At 71.4% G+C, this 18033-nt stretch carries 14 protein-coding genes; 6 read left to right on the top strand and 8 right to left on the bottom strand.

Annotation, left to right across the window (positions count from 1 at the left end):
* Nucleotides 1–203: 203 nt before the first annotated feature.
* Nucleotides 204–833 (top strand): MarC family protein, encoded by a 630-nt coding sequence (locus G407_RS0103545; RefSeq protein WP_029029706.1) that lies wholly within the window; start codon nt 204–206, stop codon nt 831–833.
* A 6-nt stretch (nt 834–839) separates the two neighbouring features.
* On the opposite strand, the gene G407_RS25500 is transcribed toward G407_RS0103545, so the two are convergent.
* Both G407_RS25500 and G407_RS30150 read right to left on the bottom strand, forming a co-directional pair.
* A complete protein-coding gene (locus G407_RS25500) occupies nt 840–2444 on the bottom strand; it encodes a DUF3369 domain-containing protein (protein WP_084327266.1) in 1605 nt (534 codons plus the stop codon).
* On the bottom strand, nt 2441–4078 hold the full coding sequence (locus G407_RS30150) for a PAS domain-containing sensor histidine kinase (protein ID WP_052340901.1): 1638 nt from the start codon (nt 4076–4078) through the stop codon (nt 2441–2443). Before G407_RS30150 ends, G407_RS25500 begins: the two co-directional genes overlap by 4 nt.
* 492 nt (nt 4079–4570) lie before the next feature.
* Between G407_RS30150 and G407_RS25490 the strand changes: the two genes are divergently transcribed.
* Nucleotides 4571–5005, top strand: a complete 435-nt coding sequence (locus G407_RS25490) for a helix-turn-helix domain-containing protein (protein ID WP_169728758.1) — start codon at nt 4571–4573, stop codon at nt 5003–5005.
* A gap of 290 nt (nt 5006–5295) precedes the next feature.
* The gene (locus G407_RS0103525) at nt 5296–6543 is read left to right on the top strand and encodes a lipopolysaccharide biosynthesis protein (RefSeq protein ID WP_029029705.1); all 1248 of its coding nucleotides are present in this window, start codon (nt 5296–5298) and stop codon (nt 6541–6543) included.
* Here the strand turns inward: G407_RS0103525 and G407_RS0103520 are convergent.
* The 6 genes from G407_RS0103520 to G407_RS0103495 all read right to left on the bottom strand — a co-directional run bounded on the left by G407_RS0103520 (nt 6522) and on the right by G407_RS0103495 (nt 13044).
* Nucleotides 6522–7706 (bottom strand): glycosyltransferase, encoded by a 1185-nt coding sequence (locus G407_RS0103520; RefSeq protein WP_029029704.1) that lies wholly within the window; start codon nt 7704–7706, stop codon nt 6522–6524. The genes G407_RS0103525 and G407_RS0103520 overlap by 22 nt on opposite strands.
* On the bottom strand, nt 7703–8980 hold the full coding sequence (locus tag G407_RS25485; RefSeq protein WP_052340899.1) for an O-antigen ligase family protein: 1278 nt from the start codon (nt 8978–8980) through the stop codon (nt 7703–7705). Before G407_RS25485 ends, G407_RS0103520 begins: the two co-directional genes overlap by 4 nt.
* Nucleotides 8977–10521, bottom strand: coding sequence for an undecaprenyl-phosphate glucose phosphotransferase (locus tag G407_RS0103510; RefSeq protein ID WP_029029703.1), 1545 nt, complete (start codon nt 10519–10521; stop codon nt 8977–8979). Before G407_RS0103510 ends, G407_RS25485 begins: the two co-directional genes overlap by 4 nt.
* A gap of 78 nt (nt 10522–10599) precedes the next feature.
* Complete coding sequence (locus tag G407_RS25480; RefSeq protein ID WP_052340898.1) at nt 10600–11778, bottom strand: glycosyltransferase family 4 protein; 1179 nt, start codon at nt 11776–11778, stop codon at nt 10600–10602.
* A gap of 44 nt (nt 11779–11822) precedes the next feature.
* Complete coding sequence (locus G407_RS0103500; protein WP_084327262.1) at nt 11823–12380, bottom strand: polysaccharide biosynthesis/export family protein; 558 nt, start codon at nt 12378–12380, stop codon at nt 11823–11825.
* Nucleotides 12381–12477: 97 nt separating this feature from the next.
* Nucleotides 12478–13044 carry a MarR family winged helix-turn-helix transcriptional regulator gene (locus G407_RS0103495; RefSeq protein WP_084327260.1) on the bottom strand — a complete coding sequence of 189 codons (567 nt, stop codon included), beginning with the start codon at nt 13042–13044 and terminating at the stop codon, nt 12478–12480.
* A 120-nt stretch (nt 13045–13164) separates the two neighbouring features.
* Between G407_RS0103495 and G407_RS0103490 the strand changes: the two genes are divergently transcribed.
* The 3 genes from G407_RS0103490 to G407_RS0103480 are packed head-to-tail and all read left to right on the top strand — an operon-like array spanning nt 13165 to nt 17929.
* Nucleotides 13165–14940 (top strand): N-acetylglutaminylglutamine amidotransferase, encoded by a 1776-nt coding sequence (locus tag G407_RS0103490; protein WP_029029700.1) that lies wholly within the window; start codon nt 13165–13167, stop codon nt 14938–14940.
* Between the two features lie 59 nt (nt 14941–14999).
* Complete coding sequence (gene ngg / locus G407_RS0103485) at nt 15000–16766, top strand: N-acetylglutaminylglutamine synthetase (RefSeq protein ID WP_084327258.1); 1767 nt, start codon at nt 15000–15002, stop codon at nt 16764–16766.
* On the top strand, nt 16766–17929 hold the full coding sequence (locus G407_RS0103480; protein ID WP_029029698.1) for an osmoprotectant NAGGN system M42 family peptidase: 1164 nt from the start codon (nt 16766–16768) through the stop codon (nt 17927–17929). The genes ngg and G407_RS0103480 overlap by 1 nt, the downstream gene beginning before the upstream one ends.
* Nucleotides 17930–18033 lie beyond the last annotated feature (104 nt).

The following is an 18033-nucleotide window of genomic DNA, read 5'->3' as shown; positions in this document are numbered from 1 at the left end:
GCCTGCCGAGGCAAGCCGTTACGGCGGCGGCGTCCCAGTCGGGTTCGCTGCCGCAGGCGGGATCGCTGGATCGGCGCCGCCCAGCCGGCCCCTCCCCGCGTGATCCACCCTTGCCGCCAACCTTGCCGCCACGCTTCCCGCCGCGCTAGAACCCGGCTGCATGCAGGCCGTCGGCCTGCCGCCGTGACCGTGCCGGGGACCGCATGCCGTCGATCGACATCACCGCGCTCGTGCAGGAATTCGCGGTCCTGTTCGCCGTCATCGATCCCGTGGGCACGATTCCCGTCTTCCTCGCCGCGACGGCCGGGATCGCCGCCGAGCGGCGGGCGGGAGTGGCCGTGCGGGCGGTCCTGATCGCGGCGCTCGTGCTCGTCGGCTTCATCGCGGTCGGTCAGATCTTCCTCGAGGCGGTGGGCGTGAGCCTCGTCTCGTTCCAGATCGCCGGCGGCATCGTGCTCTTCCTGTTCGCGCTCGGCATGATCTTCGGCGAGGCGAAGCCCGATCAGGAGCGCGCCCTCGTCGAGAAGTCCGACGCCGAGCTCGCGGTCTACCCGCTCGCCATTCCCTCGATCGCCGGCCCCGGCGCCATGCTGAGCGTCGTCCTCCTCACGGACAATCGCGCGCATCCGGTGATCGAGCAGGTGCTGACCGCGGCGATGATGCTGGTCGTCCTCGCAATCGTGCTCGCGCTGATGCTCGCCGCCTCGTGGCTGCACAGGTATCTCGGCAATGCCGGCGCGGCGATCATCAGTCGCGTCATGGGCCTCGTCCTCGCCGCGCTCGCGGTCGAGACGATCCTCAACGCCGTCCTGGGCCTGCTGGCGACCCGCTGACGGCGCTCAGGCCGCGGCGCGGGCGCGCGAGGCGGGCTTGACGGCGTCGGGGTAGCGCCGGCCGATCTCCAGGAAGCGCTCCAGGTTGTCGAGGAACAGGCGGGTCAGGTCGGGGTCGAACTGCGCGCCGGCCTCGCGCTCGAAATGCGCGACGATGCGCTCGAGCGGCCAGGGGTCCTTGTAGCAGCGCTTGGCGCCCAGCGCGTCGAAGACGTCGACGATGGCGGTGATGCGCCCGTAGAGATGGATCGCCTCGCCCGAGAGGCCGCGGGGATAGCCGCCGCCGTCGAAGCGCTCGTGGTGCTGGCCCGCGACGATGGCGCCGGCGCGGATCACGGGCCGGCTCGAATCGGCGAGCAGCGCCTCGCCCACCAGCGTGTGGCGCTTCATCACCTCCCATTCGTCGGGATCGAGCTTGCCGGGCTTGTTGAGCACCGCGTCGGGCACGCCGACCTTGCCGACGTCGTGGAGCGCGGAGGCGAGGCGCAGCGTCTCGAGGTCGGCGGGCGCGAGCCCGGCGAGCCGGCCGAGCTCCTCGGCCATGGCGGAGACGCGCGTGACGTGGTGCGCCGTCTCCTGGGAGCGGGTCTCGACCGCGCCGCCGAGGATCGCGGTGATCTCGGCCTGGGTCGCCTCGAGCTCGCCGCGCAGCGAGAGGTTCTCGAAGGCGATCGTGATGTTGCGCGCGAACAGCCGCACGAGCTCCTCGTCGCAGATCGGGCGCCGGTCGGGGTTGGCGAGGTAGAGGAGCGTGCGCGAATCGACGCTGCGGCGCGTGCACACGGCGATGTGGTCGGCGGCGACGACGACGCGCCCGTCGAGCGCGCCCGAGATCCAGCGCTCGAGGAGGTCCGCCGGGACGATCTCCTCCAACACGATCGGCGGCTCGCGCTCCAGCCCGCCGATCGCCGCCAGCACGTGCGGGGACCCGGATTCGACCGCGGCCGCGACGCTGCGCGTGCTCATCAGGGCCGCATCCGGCTCGAGGTCGAGCAGCGAGGTGAGCTGCTCCAGCGCGCCGCGCGCGAACTGCTCGAGATAGCGCGCCTCGTAGAGCCGTGCGGAGGCTTCGATCACCGTCCGCAGCCCCTGCCGGTTGCGCTCCAGCGCGAGGATGTCGCGGTGCCCGCGGATGGCCGACACGACGGCGGAGAAGAGCTTCTGCGCGGTCAGCTCCGCCTTCTCCTTGTAGTCGTTGATGTCGTAGTCGAGGATCACGCTGCGCTCGGGCGCCTGGCCCGGCTCGCCGGTGCGCAGGATGATGCGCACGGCCCCGTCGCCGCGCTCGCGGCGGATCCAGCGCACCAGGTCGAGCCCCGCCCGGTCGGTCTCCATCACCACGTCGAGGAGCACGACGGCGAGCGCCGGCAGCGTCGGGATCAGCGCACGGGCTTCCCTAGCGGAATGCGCGGAGTGGAAGACCACGCCGCGCCCGGCCAGCGCGAGATCGGCGAGCGCGAGCCGCGTGACGTCGTGCACGCCCGGCTCGTCGTCGACGATGAGCACGTGCCAAGCGTCCTCCCGTGCGCCCTCCCGTGCGCCCTCGCGGGCGTCCGCAGCGGGGGAGGCGGTCGCGGCCGTGTCGGTGTCGTCGACGAGGAAGTCCATCATGCCTCGGCTCCTCGGAAGGGCAGGGTGAGAACGAATGTGGTGCCGGCTCCGGGCACGCTCTCGACGGAGACGTCTCCGCCGAGCCGGGCCGTGACGAGGTTGTGGAGGATGTGCAGGCCGAGCCCCGTGCCGCCGCGCGCACGCGCCGTGGTGAAGAACGGATCGAAGATGCGTGCGGCGACCGCCGGCTCCATCCCGACGCCGTTGTCGCGGAAGCGGATCTCCAGGGTCCGCGCGCCGATCGCGGCCTCGAGGGCGACACGGCGGTCGTCGCGGCCCTCGAAGGCGTGGATCGCGGCGTTCGAGACGAGGTTCGTGATAACCTGCGCGAGCGCTCCGGGATCGGTGACCACCTCGCCGTCGGGCTCGACCGAGAGGGAGACGGACAATCGCGCGCGCTTCGTCGTCGGCTCCAGGCTGACGAGGAGGCTGCGCAGCCAGTCTCCGAGCGCGATCGCGCGAACCGCCTGGCTCGTCTGATCGACGGAAATCTGCTTGAAGCTGCGCACGAGGTCGGCGGCGCGCGCGAGGTTGGCATGCGTGATCTCCAGCGAGCGGGTCGCCTCGGCGAGCCCCTGCTCGAGCTGCCGGCGGCCCAGCGTTCCCTCCGCCAACGCCCGGGCGAGCGTCGCGATCTGCGCCTGGAGGTGGGTGACGGCCGTGACGCCGATGCCGACGGGCGTGTTGATCTCGTGCGCGACGCCGGCGACGAGGTCGCCGAGCGAGGCGAGCTTCTCGCGGCGGATGAGCGTCTCCTGGGTGGCCTCGAGGTCGGCGAGCGCATGCCGAAGCTCGGCGGTGCGCAGGGAGACCTGCCGCTCGAGCTCGGCGGTGGCCTGCGAGCGCAGCCGCTCGGCCTCGCGGCGCTCGGAAATGTCGCGCACGGACAGCTGGAAGGAATCCTCCTCCTCGTCGATGAGCGTGATCGTTCCCTCTCCGGGGAAGATGGTCCCGTCGAAACGCCTGAACACGCGCTCGGTCTCGAACCAGCCCTGCGCCCGAGCGATGCCGAGCGCCTCCTCGACCTGGACCCGCGTGACGTCGAACGCGCCCGGCGAGAGCGCGCCGATGGGCAGGTCGACGATCGCCGCGGATCCGGCCCGGAACAGCTCGTGGGCGCGCTTGTTGGCGGCCACGTAGCGGCCGCGGCGCGCGATCAGGATCGCATCGCCGGAATGCTCGAACAGGCGGCGCCATTGCTGCTCGCTCTGCGCCACGCGCTGTTCGGCGCGCCGGCGGTTCGTGACGTCGCGCACGAACACGGCCGCCTCGCCGGGCGCGGAGGAGAAGGCGGTGATCTCGACGACGCCGCCGTCCGGCGTGCCGTCGTAGGCGAGCTCCATCGTCGCCAGCGGCTCGCCGAGGCGCGCCGTGCGCCGCAGCCGTGCGGGCACGTCGGTCCCGGCGATGCGGGGGAACGCCTCCTCCAGCGCACGGCCGATCAGCGGCGCCGGATCGACGCCGAGCGTGCGCGCCGCCGCGGCGTTGATGCGGCGGATGCGCAGCGCGCCGTCCGAGGCGGTCGCGAGCGTGACGACGCCGAAGGGGATCCCATCGAGGATGGCGTGCAGGCGCGCCACGGCGGGGCGGTTCGTCTCCGGATCGTCGGGGAGGAGCGTGGCGGCGTCGGTCATGCATCACGTAACGTCAGGCAGTGCCGCACCCTGACATGTAGGAGATTAATTTTCCCTGTCGCGGACCTTGCTCGGAATGGCCGATGAGAACTCCAGCTTGTCGTTGAGTTCTGTTTCTTTCAACTCCAAGTAAAGTGCCGTCCTGGCGGCGCTCGCCCCATGGGTGCCCGGTGGTACACTTATTACGATTATCAGTCGTGTACTCAAACAGGAGTAGATACTATTGCGTTTTCATAGCGCGAATGCACGTTTTCGTTTGACACGTGAAGATTGCCGCGCCAGAAATGCCGGAACAAAGAGTGTTCGTGAGGCGTATGGGGCGCGGTTCCGCCCGTCCGGGGCGGGACTGATCCTCCGAAACTCGGCGTTGTCAGTTCGACGCATGCGGGGTCCTCCCGCGGTGTCATTCATGCGCGTGCAGTCGTCGTGCCGGCCGGCACGAGGGCACAACGTGGAGGCAAACGTATGTCGGGTGATGAGCCGAAGATGGACATGAAGAAGCATCCGAACGAGATCGACCGCGAGATCGGGCGTCGAATCAAGCAGCGCCGCACCGACCTGGGGCTCAACCAGCAGAGCCTCGCGCAGCAGATCGGCGTCTCGTACCAGCAGGTGCAGAAGTACGAGAACGGGACCGATCGCGTCGGAGCCAGCCGTCTCTTCGCCGTCGCGAATGCGCTGCATTGCCCGGTGGCGGACTTCTACGAGCGGGGCGGGGAGTTCCGGGAGACGGGTCCCGTCTACGAATCCTCGATGGACGCGCAGCGCGTGCTCTCCACCGAGGACGGGCGACTCCTGATCCACGCCTTTCTCACGATCGAGGACACGGCCGTGCGCCAGAAGCTCGTCGAGTTCGCCACCACTCTCTCCACCGCCCTGCGGCGACCGCCGAACGGGCGCCGGGTGCGGCGCAGGCCGCGGCTGTGAACGCACGGCCGCGGCGGTCGCGCCGTCGGCCCGTCGGGTGTGGATGGAAACTAACAAAAGAGAAGATTCCCGTTGCCGCACATCGCGCGTTACCCTAGTGTGCCACGTGCGCCTGTGGGGGCGTACATCGAGAGCACCTCGAAGGCCCGTCGACCCCGTGTCGGCGGGTCTCTTTTCGTGCGCCGGAGCCGTCCCCGCGCGCGGCGTGCCGGCGTCGCAACGCTTTCTCAAGCGGGGAGGGGGTAATCGGGAGGACCGGCGCGCCGCGCCACGACCGATCGAGCCGCCCCGTGTTCGTGCGCACCTTCATCCCCGTCTACGGTGCCCAGCTCGCGCGGCTGGTGATTCCGGTGCTCGTCCTGCCGATCGTGGCGCGCCGCCTCGAGGTCGATGCCTTCGCCGCGCTGATGAGCGCGCAGGCGCTCGCCTACCTCGTCATGCTCGCGCCCGAGTACGGCTTCGCCACCTACGGCGCGCGGGCGATGGCGCAGGCGCGGGGGGACGACGCCCGGCTCGGGCGGGCGGCGCGGGAGATCGTCGCGGCGAAGCTCGTCCTGTGCCTGCCGGCCGCCGCCGCGGGGGCGCTCGCGGCCCTGCTCCTGCCGACGCTCGGGGGCGACCTCCCCCTCGTCGCGCTGACCGTGGCGCTGGGCCTGGCGCTGGGCCTCGCGCCCGGCTGGTTCTTCCAGGGCGTCGGCCGCGCGCAGGTCTACGCCTTCCTGGAGATCGGCGCGCTCGCGGCCTTCCTTCTCCTCGTCTTCCTGGTGCCCTACGGCCCCCGCGATGCGGCACTCGTGCTCGCGCTCCAGGCCGGCCCGCTCGCCCTCGCCGTCGCCATCGGCCACGGGATGATGGCGCGGCGCGTGGGCGTCGCGCGCCCGCCCGTCGCGGCGGTCGCGGTGCATCTGCGGGGGGGCGCCTCGCTCTTTGTCGCCAAGGCGGCGAGCGCGGCGCCGGGCCTCGGGCTGGTCTATCTCGCCGGCTTCCTGATGTCGCCCCAGCTCGTCGCGGTGTACGCTGCGGCGGAGCGCGTGGCGATGGGCTCGGCGAACGTGCTCTGGCCGGTCATGCAGGTCGTCATGCCCGAGATCGCGAGCCGGCGCGCGCACGATCCGGACGGTGCGGCGCGGGTCTTCCGGCGCGGCGCCGGCGCGCTCGTCGCTCTCGGGGTCGCGCTCGGCGCATTCCTCTTCCTCGCCGCCGATCCGATCGTGCGCATCCTGTTCGGCGCGGGATACGGCGAGGCGGCGGAGGTGCTGCGCGTCGCCGCCTTCATCCTCCCGCTCGTCGCGGTCAATGCCGCCTGCAACAACGGCGTCCTCGTCGTGCACGGGCGCGATCGGCAGATCATGGCCATCCAGGTGACGACGGCGGTGCTCGTCTTCGCGGGTGCGGCGCTGTTCGCCGGAGGCGAGGACCCGGCGCGGCTCGCCTGGGTGCGGCTCGCGGCCGAGACCTTCGCCGCCGCGGCGATGGTGGTCGCGAGCCTCGCGGCGGTGCGCGCGGCGTCGCCCGCCTATCCGCGCAGCGCCTCGTAGAGCGCGAGGTGGCCGCGCGCCGCCTCGTCCCACAACGACGCGAGGTCCACCGCGACCGCGTCCCCGCGCCGCTCGTGCGCCGCGACGAGCGCGTCGGCGAACGCGTCCGCCGGGGCGTCGACGGGCACGAGCCGGGTCGCCTGGCTCGCGATCTTGTCGGCGAGCGCGGGGAAGAGGGCGAATTCGTCCGCCCGCGCGGGCTCCGTGGTGACGAGGGGGCGAGCGACCTGCGCGAGCGCGTGGAACGTGCCGCGCCGGGCGCTCACCCCGTCGGTGTAGGGCAGGAGGAACGCGTCACAGGCGGCGAGCACCGTCATCAGCTCGGTCTCGTCTTCGATGCGCCCGCGAAAGTCGAGCGCGTCCGACACGCCGAGCGCCTTCGCCCGGGCGAGGAAGGCGGGGCGGTCGTCGGGCTTGTCGTGCAGGAAGTCGCCGCACACGACGAGCCGCGCGTCGAGCCCCTTCGTGCGCAGGGCGGCGAGGGTCTCGAGCAGCAGCTCGGGTCGCTTGGAGGCGTAGAGCACGCCGAAGAAGCCGACGACGAGCTGCGGGCGCCCGTCGCCGCTCGCGCGGATGCGGGCGCCCTCGGCGGCGACCGCGGTGTCGTCGCCCGGGCGCGCCATGATGTTGGGGCCGATCGGGATCATCGCCGCCGCATCGCGCTTCGCCCGGGCGACGACCGGCGAGCGCCGGAACGCGGCGCGCTGCTGCTCGGAGACGAAGACGAAGGCGTCGGTCGCCCACACGTCCGGCAGGAGCGAGAGGTAGCGCAGGCGGTTGAGCGACATCCACTCGTGCAGCGTCACGACGATACGCCCGCGCCGCGTCGCGAGCCGCGCCAGGAACAGCGCGACGCCCGGCAGGAGCGAGTTGCCCCAGCCCTCGATGGGGAGCTGCAGGTGCACGGTCTCGCCGCGGCGCAGCCGCGAGACGATGGCGCGCAGGAACGCGAGCGGGCGGCGGGTCTCGACCGCCTCGATCCGCACGAGGCTCGGCGCGAGGACGTCGATCGCCTCGACCAGGCGGTGCGCGTAGTCCATCACCCCGCAGGTCACCGGCGCGTCCGAGCCGATGATCGTCACCGGTGCGATCCCGTCGAGAGAGCGCGTGTCGCGGGAGTGCGTGTCGAGGGGGAGCGTACCGAGGGGGCGCATCTCGTTCATGACGGGTGTCCTCCGTAGGGTCCGCCGGCCGGGACCCGGGCGCGAGCGGCCGCCTCGATCCGCGCGAGCGCGAACAGGCCCCAGATCAGGCCGAGCAGCAGGTAGTAGTGCCGCCAGTGGTCGGTATCGATCAGGAAGCCCTGGAGCATCTGCACGAACAGCGTCGACCAGACCGCGATCGCCAGCGGCTGCAGCGAGGAGCGCATCGCCACCGTCGCGAATCCGACGGCGATCGTCGCGAGCGTCAGCGCGAGGTAGGCGACCCCGCCGAGCCAGCCGTAGGAGGCGAAGGCGTTGATGTAGACGTTGTGCGGGTCCTCGGGCCAATGGTAGCGGAATTGGCGCGGACCGTAGCCGTTGGGCATCGCGAACAGGGTCGGCAGCGCGCGGGCGTGGTTGCCGAACCGGCCCGTGGGGCCGACGTCGTAGTACTGGTTCAGGCTCGCGCGCACCTCGAACATCTCCCGCACCGGCTCGATCGAGAGCGCGGCGCCGAGCGCGCCGACGCCGACGACCGGCGCCAGCGCCACGAGGCCGAGGATGCGCATGCGGATCCTCGGCGTCGCGGCGAACAGGAAGGTGAGCCCGGTCACCACGAGGAGCGAGGCGCCCGCGTGTCCCCAGGCGCCGCGGGAGAAGGAGAGGAACACGCCGCCCACGAGGATCAGCGAGAAGAGCGCGGCGTCGCGCCAGAAGCGCCCGCGGCCGGTCAGCATGTCCTGCGCGAGCAGCACGAGCGGGAAGATCACGAAGGTGCCGAGGACGTTGGGGTCCTTGAACGTGCCCGACGCGCGGTCGTTGACTGTGAAGATCGCCCCGAGCCCCGCCACGTCGAAATAGCCGAGGATGCCCGCGGTGCTCGCCGTCGCCGCGCCCCAGGTCAGCCCGGAGCGCAGCGCCGCGAAGCGCTCGGCACCGCGGTCGAGCATCATCGCGGCGAAGAGCACGCTCGTCGCCATCAGGTAGATCGACACGGCGATGAACATCACGGAGTCGCCGTCGTGCAGGAAGGGCGCGAGGCTGAAGACGCCGCCGATGTTGAACAGCGCGAGCAGCGCGACCATCGGCAGCGTCGAGCGGTGGAGCCGAAGCCCGCCGACGCCGAGCACGAACAGGACGAGGAAGAACGCGATCTCCCAAGGCGAGGGCTCGATGAAGGCGAAGCCGCCGCCGTAGCCCAGCAGCCACAGCGCGCCCCGCTCGACGCGGGGCGAGAACCCGCGGCGGGCCAGAGGCGCGGCGCCCGCGCCGCCGAGGGCGAGCCCCGCGCTCAATACGCGTTCTCGTTCTTGGAGACGAGGGAGATCGGCGTCATCGCCAGGATCTGCAGGTCGAAGAACACCGACCAGTGCTCGATGTAGTAGAGGTCGTGCTCGACGCGCCGCTGGATCTTCTCCTGCGTGTCGGTCTCGCCGCGCCAGCCGTTGATCTGCGCCCAGCCGGTGATGCCCGGCTTGACCTTGTGGCGGGCGAAGTAGCCGTCGACGACCTGGTCGTAGAGCCGGTCGGCGGCCTTGGCGTGCAGCGCGTGCGGGCGCGGGCCGACGAGGGAGAGATTGCCGAAGAAGACGACGTTGATGAGCTGCGGCAGCTCGTCGATCGAGCTCTTGCGGATGAAGCGGCCGACGGGGGTGACGCGCGGGTCGTCCTTGGTGACGAGCTTCGTCGCGGTCGCGTCCGACATGTCGGTGTACATCGAGCGGAACTTGAACACCTCGATCAGCTCGTTGTTGAAGCCGTAGCGCTTCTGCTTGAAGAACACCGGCCCCTTCGAATCGAGCTTGACGGCGATCGCGGTCGCGAGCAGCACCGGCGAGAGCAGGACGAGGAGGAGGCTGCCGACGACCTTGTCGAACAGCCACTTCAGCACGAGGTCCCAGTCCGCGATCGGGCGGTCGAAGACGTCGAGCACCGGCACCGAGCCGATGTACGAGTACGAGCGCGGGCGAAGCCGCAGCTTCGACGTATGCGCCGCGAGGCGGATGTCGATCGGCAGGATCCAGAGCTTGGAGAGCATCTGCAGGATGCGCTCCTCGGCCGAGATCGGCACCGTGAAGATGACGAGGTCGAGCTGCGTGTGCCGCGCGAAGTCGACGAGGTCGTCCACGCGCCCGAGCTTCGGGTAGCCGGCGACGACGTCGGCGGAGCGCTCGTCCGAGCGGTCGTCGAAGACGCCGACGATCTTCACCCCGGTGTCGGGCTGCGCGTCGAGCGCCTTGATCATGCTCTCCGCCGCCGGTCCGCCGCCGACGATCGCCGTGCGGCGATCGAAGCGGCCGGCGCGCGTCATCGAGGTGAAGACCAGCGCCGTGACGAGACGCGCGATCGTGAGCACGGCGAGCCCGGCCACGAACCAGCTCACCAGCCACACGCGCGAGAAGGTCGCGCCGGCCTTGAGCAGGAACACGGCGGCGAGCGCCACGAGGAACACCAGCGACCAGCCGACCGCGATCTTGAAGCCGAAGCGGAAGAACGCGCGGAAGGCGCCGATCGAGTAGACGCCGAGCGCCTGGAAGGCGAGGATGGCGAGCGCGCCGATGGAGAGCAGCGCGACCCAGTACTCGAACGAGACGACGCCACCGAGATAGGCCGCGTGCGCGACGAGGCCGCTGCCGACGACGAGGACCGCCTCGAGCGCGCGCACCGACCCGACCAGAACGACCGGGGACCAGCTGCGCGCGACGGGCAGGCCGCTCGCGCTCTCGGCGAGCGGGGCGCCGGCGAGGCGCGGGGCCGGACGTGCCGGCGCGGGGCCCTCCACCGCCGCCGCGCCGGCCGCTGCCGCCATCAGGTCGCGAATGTTCAAGCCACTCATCGTCTGGTCCCTCGCAGGGCCCGTCGTGGTTCGGCCCTGTTCTCCTCGGCCTTGTAGGGAACGGGCGTGAGAGAAGGCTTAAGCCGCCCGGATTTCTGCTGCGGATGCCGGGCCCGGCGCGTCGGCGTCGAGCGCAGCGGCATAGGCGGCGAGCACGCCCTCGGCCATCGTGTCGAGCGCGAAGCGGGCGCGGACGTGCGCGGCGAGCGCCTCGGCCTCGGCACGGCGCGAGGCCTCGCCCTCGTCCAGCTTCGCCGCGATCGCGGCGGCGAGCCGCTCCGGATCGTCGGGCGGGATCAGGCGCGCGTGCTGCGGCCCGAAGATCTCGGGAATGCCGCCGACGTCGGTCGAGACCATCGGCTGGGAGGCGGCTGCGGCTTCCAGCACGACGTAGGGCAGGGACTCCGCGCGCGACGGCACGACCATGATCCGCGCACGCCCGAGCGCCTGGCGAATGGGGCAGGGGCCCTCGAAGGCGATCGCGTCGGTGAGCCCGAGCTCGGCGGCGCGGGCGACCAGCGCGTCGCGGTCTGGCCCCGATCCCACCGCGAGGAGCGTGAACGGCCGGCCGGCGGCGTGCAGCCGCGCGAGGGCGTCGAGCAGCGTGTCGATGCCCTTCGCCGCGCGCAGCTCGCCGATGTAGAGGAGGTCGAAGGTGGCGGCTGATGTGTCGACCGGCTCGAACTCGGCGTCCGAGATGCCGTTGTAGATCACCCGCACCCGGTCCTCGAAGCCGCCGACGTTCGCCGCGAAGCGGCCCGCGATGAAGGCGCTCTCGAAGGTGAAGACCTCGGTGCGGCGGGCGAGCAGCGCCTCGACCGCCATGTACACGCGATGCGCCGCGCTACCCGGACGATAGTTGAAGCTGCCGCCGTGGGGCGTGTAGAGGCGCGCCGCGCGCGTGCCCGGGGGCAGCGGCAGGAGGCGGGCGTAGGCGCCGCCCTTGGCGCCGTGGGCGTGGAGGATGTTCGCGCCCGTCTCGCGCCGCACGCGCCCGAGCGCGCGAATCGCCGCGATGTCGCCGAGCCCCGGGTTGCGCGCGATCGGCACGCGGTGGAGGCCGAGCGACAGGCGCGGGGCGAGCTCCGCCAGCGCGCTCTCGGTGACGGCGTTACCCGTCGTCGAATCGCAGAAGATCCCGACGTCGTAGCCGCGGGCGAGCTGGGCGCGCGTGAGGTCGAGCACGTGCCGGAACAAGCCGCCGAGCGGCGCACGGAATACGTGCAGGATGCGCAGGTGCTGGGTCTTCGTCGACATGTCGCCTCCGGTGCCGTCGCCGGCGCGGGGGCGGCGGTGCGCGCTCAGAGCCAGCGCTCCGCGACGACGATCGTGTCTCCCGGCCGTACCGGAAACGTCATTGGCACGGCTTCCGTTACGATTGCGTCACCGACCTCGCGGGTGATCTCCGCGTTCGTTCGGGCCGCACGCGGCGTGAAGCCGCCGGCGATCGCGACGGCGGTCTGCACGGTGAGCCCGTCGACATAGGGGAACTGCCCCGGGCTCGCGACCTCGCCCAGGATGAAGAACGGCCGGTAGGTATCGACCTCGACCGCGACCTGCGGGTCGCGCAGGAAGCCTCCGCGCAGCCGCTCGGCGACCCGCGCCTCCACCGTGCGCGTCGTCGCGCCCGCCACGGGCACCGCTCCGATCAAGGGCATGGCGATCGTGCCGCCGGGCTCGACCGTATAGAGGTTGGAGAGATCGTCCTGGCCGAAGACGATGATGCGCAGGCGATCGCCGGCGGCGAGGCGGTACTCGCCCCCGGGGCCGGGCTCGAGCCAGCGCGGCTGCGCGGTGACGCATCCCGCGAGCAGCGGCGCGCCGAGGAGGAGGGCGAGGGCGTTTCGACGGTGAATCATGCGCTGGAACCATCCCGTGTCCGGCACGAGGTTTACGCGCGCATGGTTAACCGACCGTCACTCCCATCGAGGGCACGCCGGCAGTCCCGACGTGCCCTCAGTCCGGCGCGCCCGCGTCGCCGCGCAGGAGGGCGGCGACGGTGCGGAAGGAGGCGACGAGACCCTCCCGCTCCCGCGGGGCGAGGCGGGCGAGCGCGTCGAGGGCGGTGGGCGGGAGCAGCGTCGGCGCCGCCGCCAGCGCGGCGTCCCCGGCCGCGGTGAGCCGCGTGTGCACGATGCGCCGGTCGGCGGCATTGCGGTAGCGCTCGACGAAGCCGCGCTCCTCGAGCTTGTCGAGGATCGAGACCACGGTGCCGGCGGACAGGTGGCAATGGCGCGAGAGCAGGCTCGTCGTCACCTCGCCGCGCACGCGCACCGCCTGCAGGACCACGATCTGCGGGATCGTCAGCCCCGAGGCCCGCGAGATCGCCTTCGAGCGCGTGTCGATCGCCTGCGCGATGACGCGAATCGCCTTGGTGAGCGCCTCGATGTCCGCCTCGACCGGCTCCGGGCCGGGCGGAGGCGCGACCCCGCTCGCGATGCCGCCCACGAGCGGTGCCGCCGGGCACGGATTCTCGGCGTAGGCACCCTCGGGAACGAAGCGCAGCCGTTCGTCGTTCGACATTCATGAACCTCCGGAGATCATTTGACATCAAAACATTCGACCTGTAAACATCTGATCTCAAACGAACAGACGAAACGCCTCGCGGCATGGGCGGGGCCCAGGAGAAGGCGAAATCACGACATGTGCGGAATCTGCGGCGAGCTCACCTTCGACGGCTCTCCGGCCTCGGCCGACGCCATCATCCGGATGACGGGCGCGATGGCGCGCCGCGGGCCGGACTCGGAGGGGGTGGTCGCCCGCGGCCGCGTCGCCTTCGGGCATAGGCGCCTGCAGATCATCGACCTGTCGTCGAAGGGCGAGCAGCCGATGGTGGACGCCGAGCTCGGCCTGACGCTCGCCTTCAACGGCTGCATCTACAACTATCCGGAGCTGCGCGCCGAGCTGGAGGGGAAGGGCTACCGCTTCTTCTCGACGAGCGACACCGAGGTGATCGTCAAGGCCTACCACGCCTGGGGGCCGGACTGCGTGACGCGCTTCAACGGCATGTTCGCCTTCGCCATCCACGAGCGCGAGAGCGGGCGCGTGGTGATGGCGCGCGACCGCTTCGGCATCAAGCCGCTCTACCTGGCGCAGACGCCGCACGGCCTGCGCTTCGCCTCGTCGCTGCCGGCGCTCGTGGCGGCGGGCGACGTCGATCGCACGATCGATCCGGTCGCGCTGCAGTTCTACATGAGCTTCCACGCCGTCGTGCCGGCGCCGTGGACGATCCTCAAGGGCGTGCGCAAGCTGCCGCCGGCGACGATCCGGATCATCGAGGCGGACGGCGCCACCACCGAGAAGCACTTCTGGACGCTCGACTTCTCGCGCTCGTCCGAGGACGAGGAGCGCTCCTTCGACGAGTGGCGCGACCTCACGCTGGAGGAGCTGCGCAAGGCGGTCGCCCGGCGCATGGTGGCGGACGTGCCGGTGGGCGTGCTGCTCTCGGGCGGCGTCGATTCGAGCCTGATCGTCGGGCTCCTCGCGGAGGCCGGGCAGTCGGGCCTGCGCACCTACTCGATCGGCTTCGAGGAGGCGAACGGGGAGAAGGGCGACGAGTTCGTCTACTCCGACCTCATCGCGAAGCACTACGGCACGGATCACACCAAGATCTTCATCCCTTCGACCGACATGCTCGCGGCGCTGCCGGACACGATCCGCGCCATGTCCGAGCCGATGGTCTCCTACGACAATGTCGGCTTCTACCTGCTCTCCCGCGAGGTCGCGAAGCACGTCAAGGTCGTGCAGTCCGGCCAGGGGGCCGACGAGGTCTTCGCCGGCTACCACTGGTACCCGAAGGTGGCGGGCTCGAACGATCCCGTGGGGGACTACGCCGAGGCCTTCTTCGACCGCTCGCATGCGCGGCTGAACGAGCATCTCGGACCGCAATGGCGGCTCGACCGCGACGAGGCCCGCGCCTTCGTGGAGGCGCATTTCGCGCAGGCCGGGGCCACCGATCCCGTCGACAAGGCGCTGCGCCTCGACTCGACGATCATGCTCGTCGACGACCCGGTGAAGCGCGTCGACAACATGACCATGGCCTGGGGCCTCGAGGCGCGCGTGCCCTTCCTCGACTACGAGCTCGCGGAGCTCGCCGCGCGCATCCCCTCGCGCCACAAGCTCGCCCACGGCGGCAAGGGCGTCCTCAAGGAGGCCGCGCGCAAGGTGATCCCCGCGGAGGTGATCGACCGGCCGAAGGGCTACTTCCCCGTCCCCGCGCTCAAGTATATCGAGGGCCCCACCCTCGACATGGTGCGCGACACGCTCGGCTCCCGGAAGGCGCGCGAGCGCGGGCTGTTCTCGGAGGCCTACCTCCAGCGCCTCTACGACGATCCGCGCTCGGCGATCACGCCGCTCAGGGGCTCGGAGCTCTGGCAGGTGGCGCTGCTCGAGACCTGGCTGCAGAGCCAGGGCGTGTGAGCCGCACGCCGCCAGAGACCGACCCGACCACCCGAGACGGAAGAACCCGGGGGCAGACCATGACCGATCTCCATCGCACCGACGCCGAGGGGCCGCGCGTCGACGCGGCGCCCGTCGAGCCCGCCGCCGTGCTCGCCCGGCCCAACGCCGCGATCGATTGCGGCTGGGGCCGGCTGCTGTTCGGCCAGACCTTCGAGGACATGCGCGAGCTCGCCGAGGCGATGCGCGGCGAGCGGCCGGACCGGCGCGACATCGCCGTCTACATCCGCGACCCGCACGTGGCGCTCGCGGCCGCGCCGCAGGAGATGTTCCTCGATCCTTCCCATACTTATCGGCTCGACCTCGCACGCTACGCGAAGAGCGAGCGGGCCTATCACGGCTTCGACGTGCGCCGGCTCGACTCGCGGTCGGATGCGGATGCGGTGAACCGGATCTACGCCGCCCGGGGGATGGTGCCGGTGCCGCCGGAATTCTTCTGGGCGCGGCGGGATTCGCGCGCGATCATCCACCTCGTCGCCGAGGACGACGTGTCGGGCGCCATCGTCGGCACGGTGACGGGCGTCGACCACGCCCGTGCCTTCAACGATCCCGAGAAGGGCTCCTCGCTCTGGTGCCTCGCCGTCGACCCGCAGGCCACCCAGCCCGGCGTGGGGGAGGCGCTGGTGCGCGCGCTCGCCGAGCTGTTCAAGGCGCGGGGCGCGGCGTTCATGGACCTCTCGGTTATGCACGACAACGAGCACGCGATCTCGCTCTACGAGAAGCTCGGCTTCGAGCGGCTGCACGTCTTCACCCTGAAGCGCAAGAACCCCATCAACGAGAAGCTCTTCGCGGGCCCCGGCCCGGAGGAGGAGCTCAACCCATACGCGCGCATCATCACCAACGAGGCGCGCCGGCGCGGCATCGACGTGGAGGTCACCGACGCCGAAGGCGGCTTCTTCCGGCTGACCTACGGCGGGCGCTCGGTGCATTGCCGGGAGGCCTTGTGCGAGCTCACCAGCGGCGTCGCGGTGTCGATCTGCGACGACAAGGCGGTGACCCGCCGCATCGTCGCGCGCGCCGGCGTCGTCGTGCCCGAGCAGGTCGAGACGGGCGCGCCCGGGGAGGACGAGGCGGCGCTCGCCGCGTTCCTGGAGAAGCACGGCTCCGTCGTCGTCAAGCCCGCGCGAGGCGAGCAGGGCAGGGGCGTCGCCGTCGGCGTCGAGACGATGGAGGACCTGCGCGCGGCGATCGAGGTCGCCCGCGAGCAGTGCGAGCGGGTGCTCGTCGAGCAGAAGGTGGCGGGCGAGGACCTGCGCCTCGTCGTCATCGACTACCGCCTCGTCGCCGCCGCCGTGCGCCGGCCGGCGCGGGTCGTCGGCGACGGCGAGCGCACGATCCGCGAGCTGATCGAGCGCCAGAGCCGCCGGCGCATGGCGGCGACGGGCGGCGAGAGTCGCATCCCGCTCGACGGCGAGACCGAGCGCTGCGTGACGAAGGCGGGCTTCTCGCTCGACGACGTCGTCCCCGACGGCAGCGAGATCGTGGTGCGCCGCACGGCGAACCTGCACACGGGCGGCACGATCCACGACGTCACCGCCCACGTGCATCCGCGCCTCGTCGAGGCGGCGGTGAGGGCGGCGCGCGCCATCGACATCCCGGTCGTGGGGATCGACTTCATGGTCCCCTCGCCCTATGAGCCGACCTACGCCTTCATCGAGGCGAACGAGCGGCCCGGCCTCGCCAACCACGAGCCGCAGCCGACGGCGGAGCGGTTCGTGGACCTGCTCTTCCCCCTCTCCATCCCGGCCGCCGTGCGGCAGGCCCACAGCTTCGAGCGACGCGACTGATGCAGCGGCTGACGATCGACACGGCGTATCTCCGGGACAGGCTCGCCGAGCTCCTCGGCATTCCCTCGCCCACGGGCTACACCGACTCGGTCGTGCGCCACACCTCCCGCGAGCTCGAGCGGCTCGGCCTCGCCTACGAGATCACGCGCCGCGGCGTCGTGCGTACGAAGCTCATCGGCCGGCGGGGCAAGCCGGCGCGCGCGCTCGTCGGCCATCTCGACACGCTGGGTGCGCAGGTGAAGCAGCTCAAGGAGAACGGCCGCCTCGAGCTCGTGCCGATCGGCAACTGGTCGGCGCGCTTCGCGGAGGGCGCGCGCGCGACGATCTTCTCCGAGAAGGGCACCTATCGCGGCACGATCCTGCCGCCCAAGGCGTCGGGCCACGCCTTCAACGACGAGGTCGACACCGCGCCCGTCGGCTGGCAGCACGTGGAGCTGCGCGTCGACGCCATGGGCCGCTCCCGCGGCGACCTGGTCAAGCTCGGCATCGACGTCGGCGACATCGTCGCCATCGACCCGCAGCCGGAATTCCTGGAGAACGGCTTCATCGTCTCGCGCCACCTCGACAACAAGGCGGGCACGGCGGCGATGCTGGCGGCGCTGAAGGCCCTCGTCGACGCGCAGCTCGAGCCCGAGGTCGACACCTACTGGCTGTTCACCATCGCCGAGGAGGTGGGGGTCGGCGCCTCCTCCGCCTTCGGCGAGGACGTGGCGGCGGTGGTCTCCGTCGACAACGGCGTGACGGCGCCCGGCCAGAACTCCGACGAGTTCGGCGTCACCATCGCCATGGCCGACCAGACCGGCCCCTTCGATTTCCATCTGACCCGCAAGCTGGTTCGCCTCGCGCGCGAGAACGACATCCGCTTCCAGAAGGACGTGTTCCGCTACTACCGCTCGGATTCCGCGGCGGCGCTGGTGGCCGGCCACGACGTGCGCACGGCGCTGATCACCTTCGGCATCGACGCCTCCCACGGCTACGAGCGCATCCACATGCACGCCCTGCGCTCGCTGGCCGAGCTGATGACCGCCTACGTCGCCTCGCCGGTGGAGATCACCCGCGACGTGAACGAGATCACGACGGGGCTGCGCGGCTTCACGCACCAGCCGATGAGCCGGGCGGAGCAGCGGGCCGCGGTGCCGCCGGCGGAGGACGAGGGGGTTTGAGGAGGGATGTCCCTCGTTCGGGTCCGTCGTGGGAGGGCGGCGGCGCGGCCCGCCGGGACGTCGTGACGGCCCCACCGCCCGCGCGTGCCGCGGCGCGGACTCCT

The sequence above is a fragment of the Salinarimonas rosea DSM 21201 genome (assembly GCF_000429045.1).
GTDB lineage: Bacteria > Pseudomonadota > Alphaproteobacteria > Rhizobiales > Beijerinckiaceae > Salinarimonas > Salinarimonas rosea.
This window is presented reverse-complemented; position numbering and strand designations above follow the sequence as displayed.

What these genes read in the sequence shown, in the direction of transcription:
- G407_RS0103545 (WP_029029706.1), top strand. Translation starts at nt 204, where the DNA reads ATGCCGTCGATCGACATCACCGCGCTCGTGCAGGAATTCGCGGTCCTG.
- G407_RS25500 (WP_084327266.1), bottom strand. Translation starts at nt 2,444, where the DNA reads ATGATGGACTTCCTCGTCGACGACACCGACACGGCCGCGACCGCCTCC.
- G407_RS30150 (WP_052340901.1), bottom strand. Translation starts at nt 4,078, where the DNA reads ATGACCGACGCCGCCACGCTCCTCCCCGACGATCCGGAGACGAACCGC.
- G407_RS25490 (WP_169728758.1), top strand. Translation starts at nt 4,571, where the DNA reads ATGAAGAAGCATCCGAACGAGATCGACCGCGAGATCGGGCGTCGAATC.
- G407_RS0103520 (WP_029029704.1), bottom strand. Translation starts at nt 7,706, where the DNA reads ATGAACGAGATGCGCCCCCTCGGTACGCTCCCCCTCGACACGCACTCC.
- G407_RS0103510 (WP_029029703.1), bottom strand. Translation starts at nt 10,521, where the DNA reads ATGAGTGGCTTGAACATTCGCGACCTGATGGCGGCAGCGGCCGGCGCG.
- G407_RS25480 (WP_052340898.1), bottom strand. Translation starts at nt 11,778, where the DNA reads ATGTCGACGAAGACCCAGCACCTGCGCATCCTGCACGTATTCCGTGCG.
- G407_RS0103500 (WP_084327262.1), bottom strand. Translation starts at nt 12,380, where the DNA reads ATGATTCACCGTCGAAACGCCCTCGCCCTCCTCCTCGGCGCGCCGCTG.
- G407_RS0103495 (WP_084327260.1), bottom strand. Translation starts at nt 13,044, where the DNA reads ATGTCGAACGACGAACGGCTGCGCTTCGTTCCCGAGGGTGCCTACGCC.
- G407_RS0103490 (WP_029029700.1), top strand. Translation starts at nt 13,165, where the DNA reads ATGTGCGGAATCTGCGGCGAGCTCACCTTCGACGGCTCTCCGGCCTCG.
- ngg (WP_084327258.1), top strand. Translation starts at nt 15,000, where the DNA reads ATGACCGATCTCCATCGCACCGACGCCGAGGGGCCGCGCGTCGACGCG.
- G407_RS0103480 (WP_029029698.1), top strand. Translation starts at nt 16,766, where the DNA reads ATGCAGCGGCTGACGATCGACACGGCGTATCTCCGGGACAGGCTCGCC.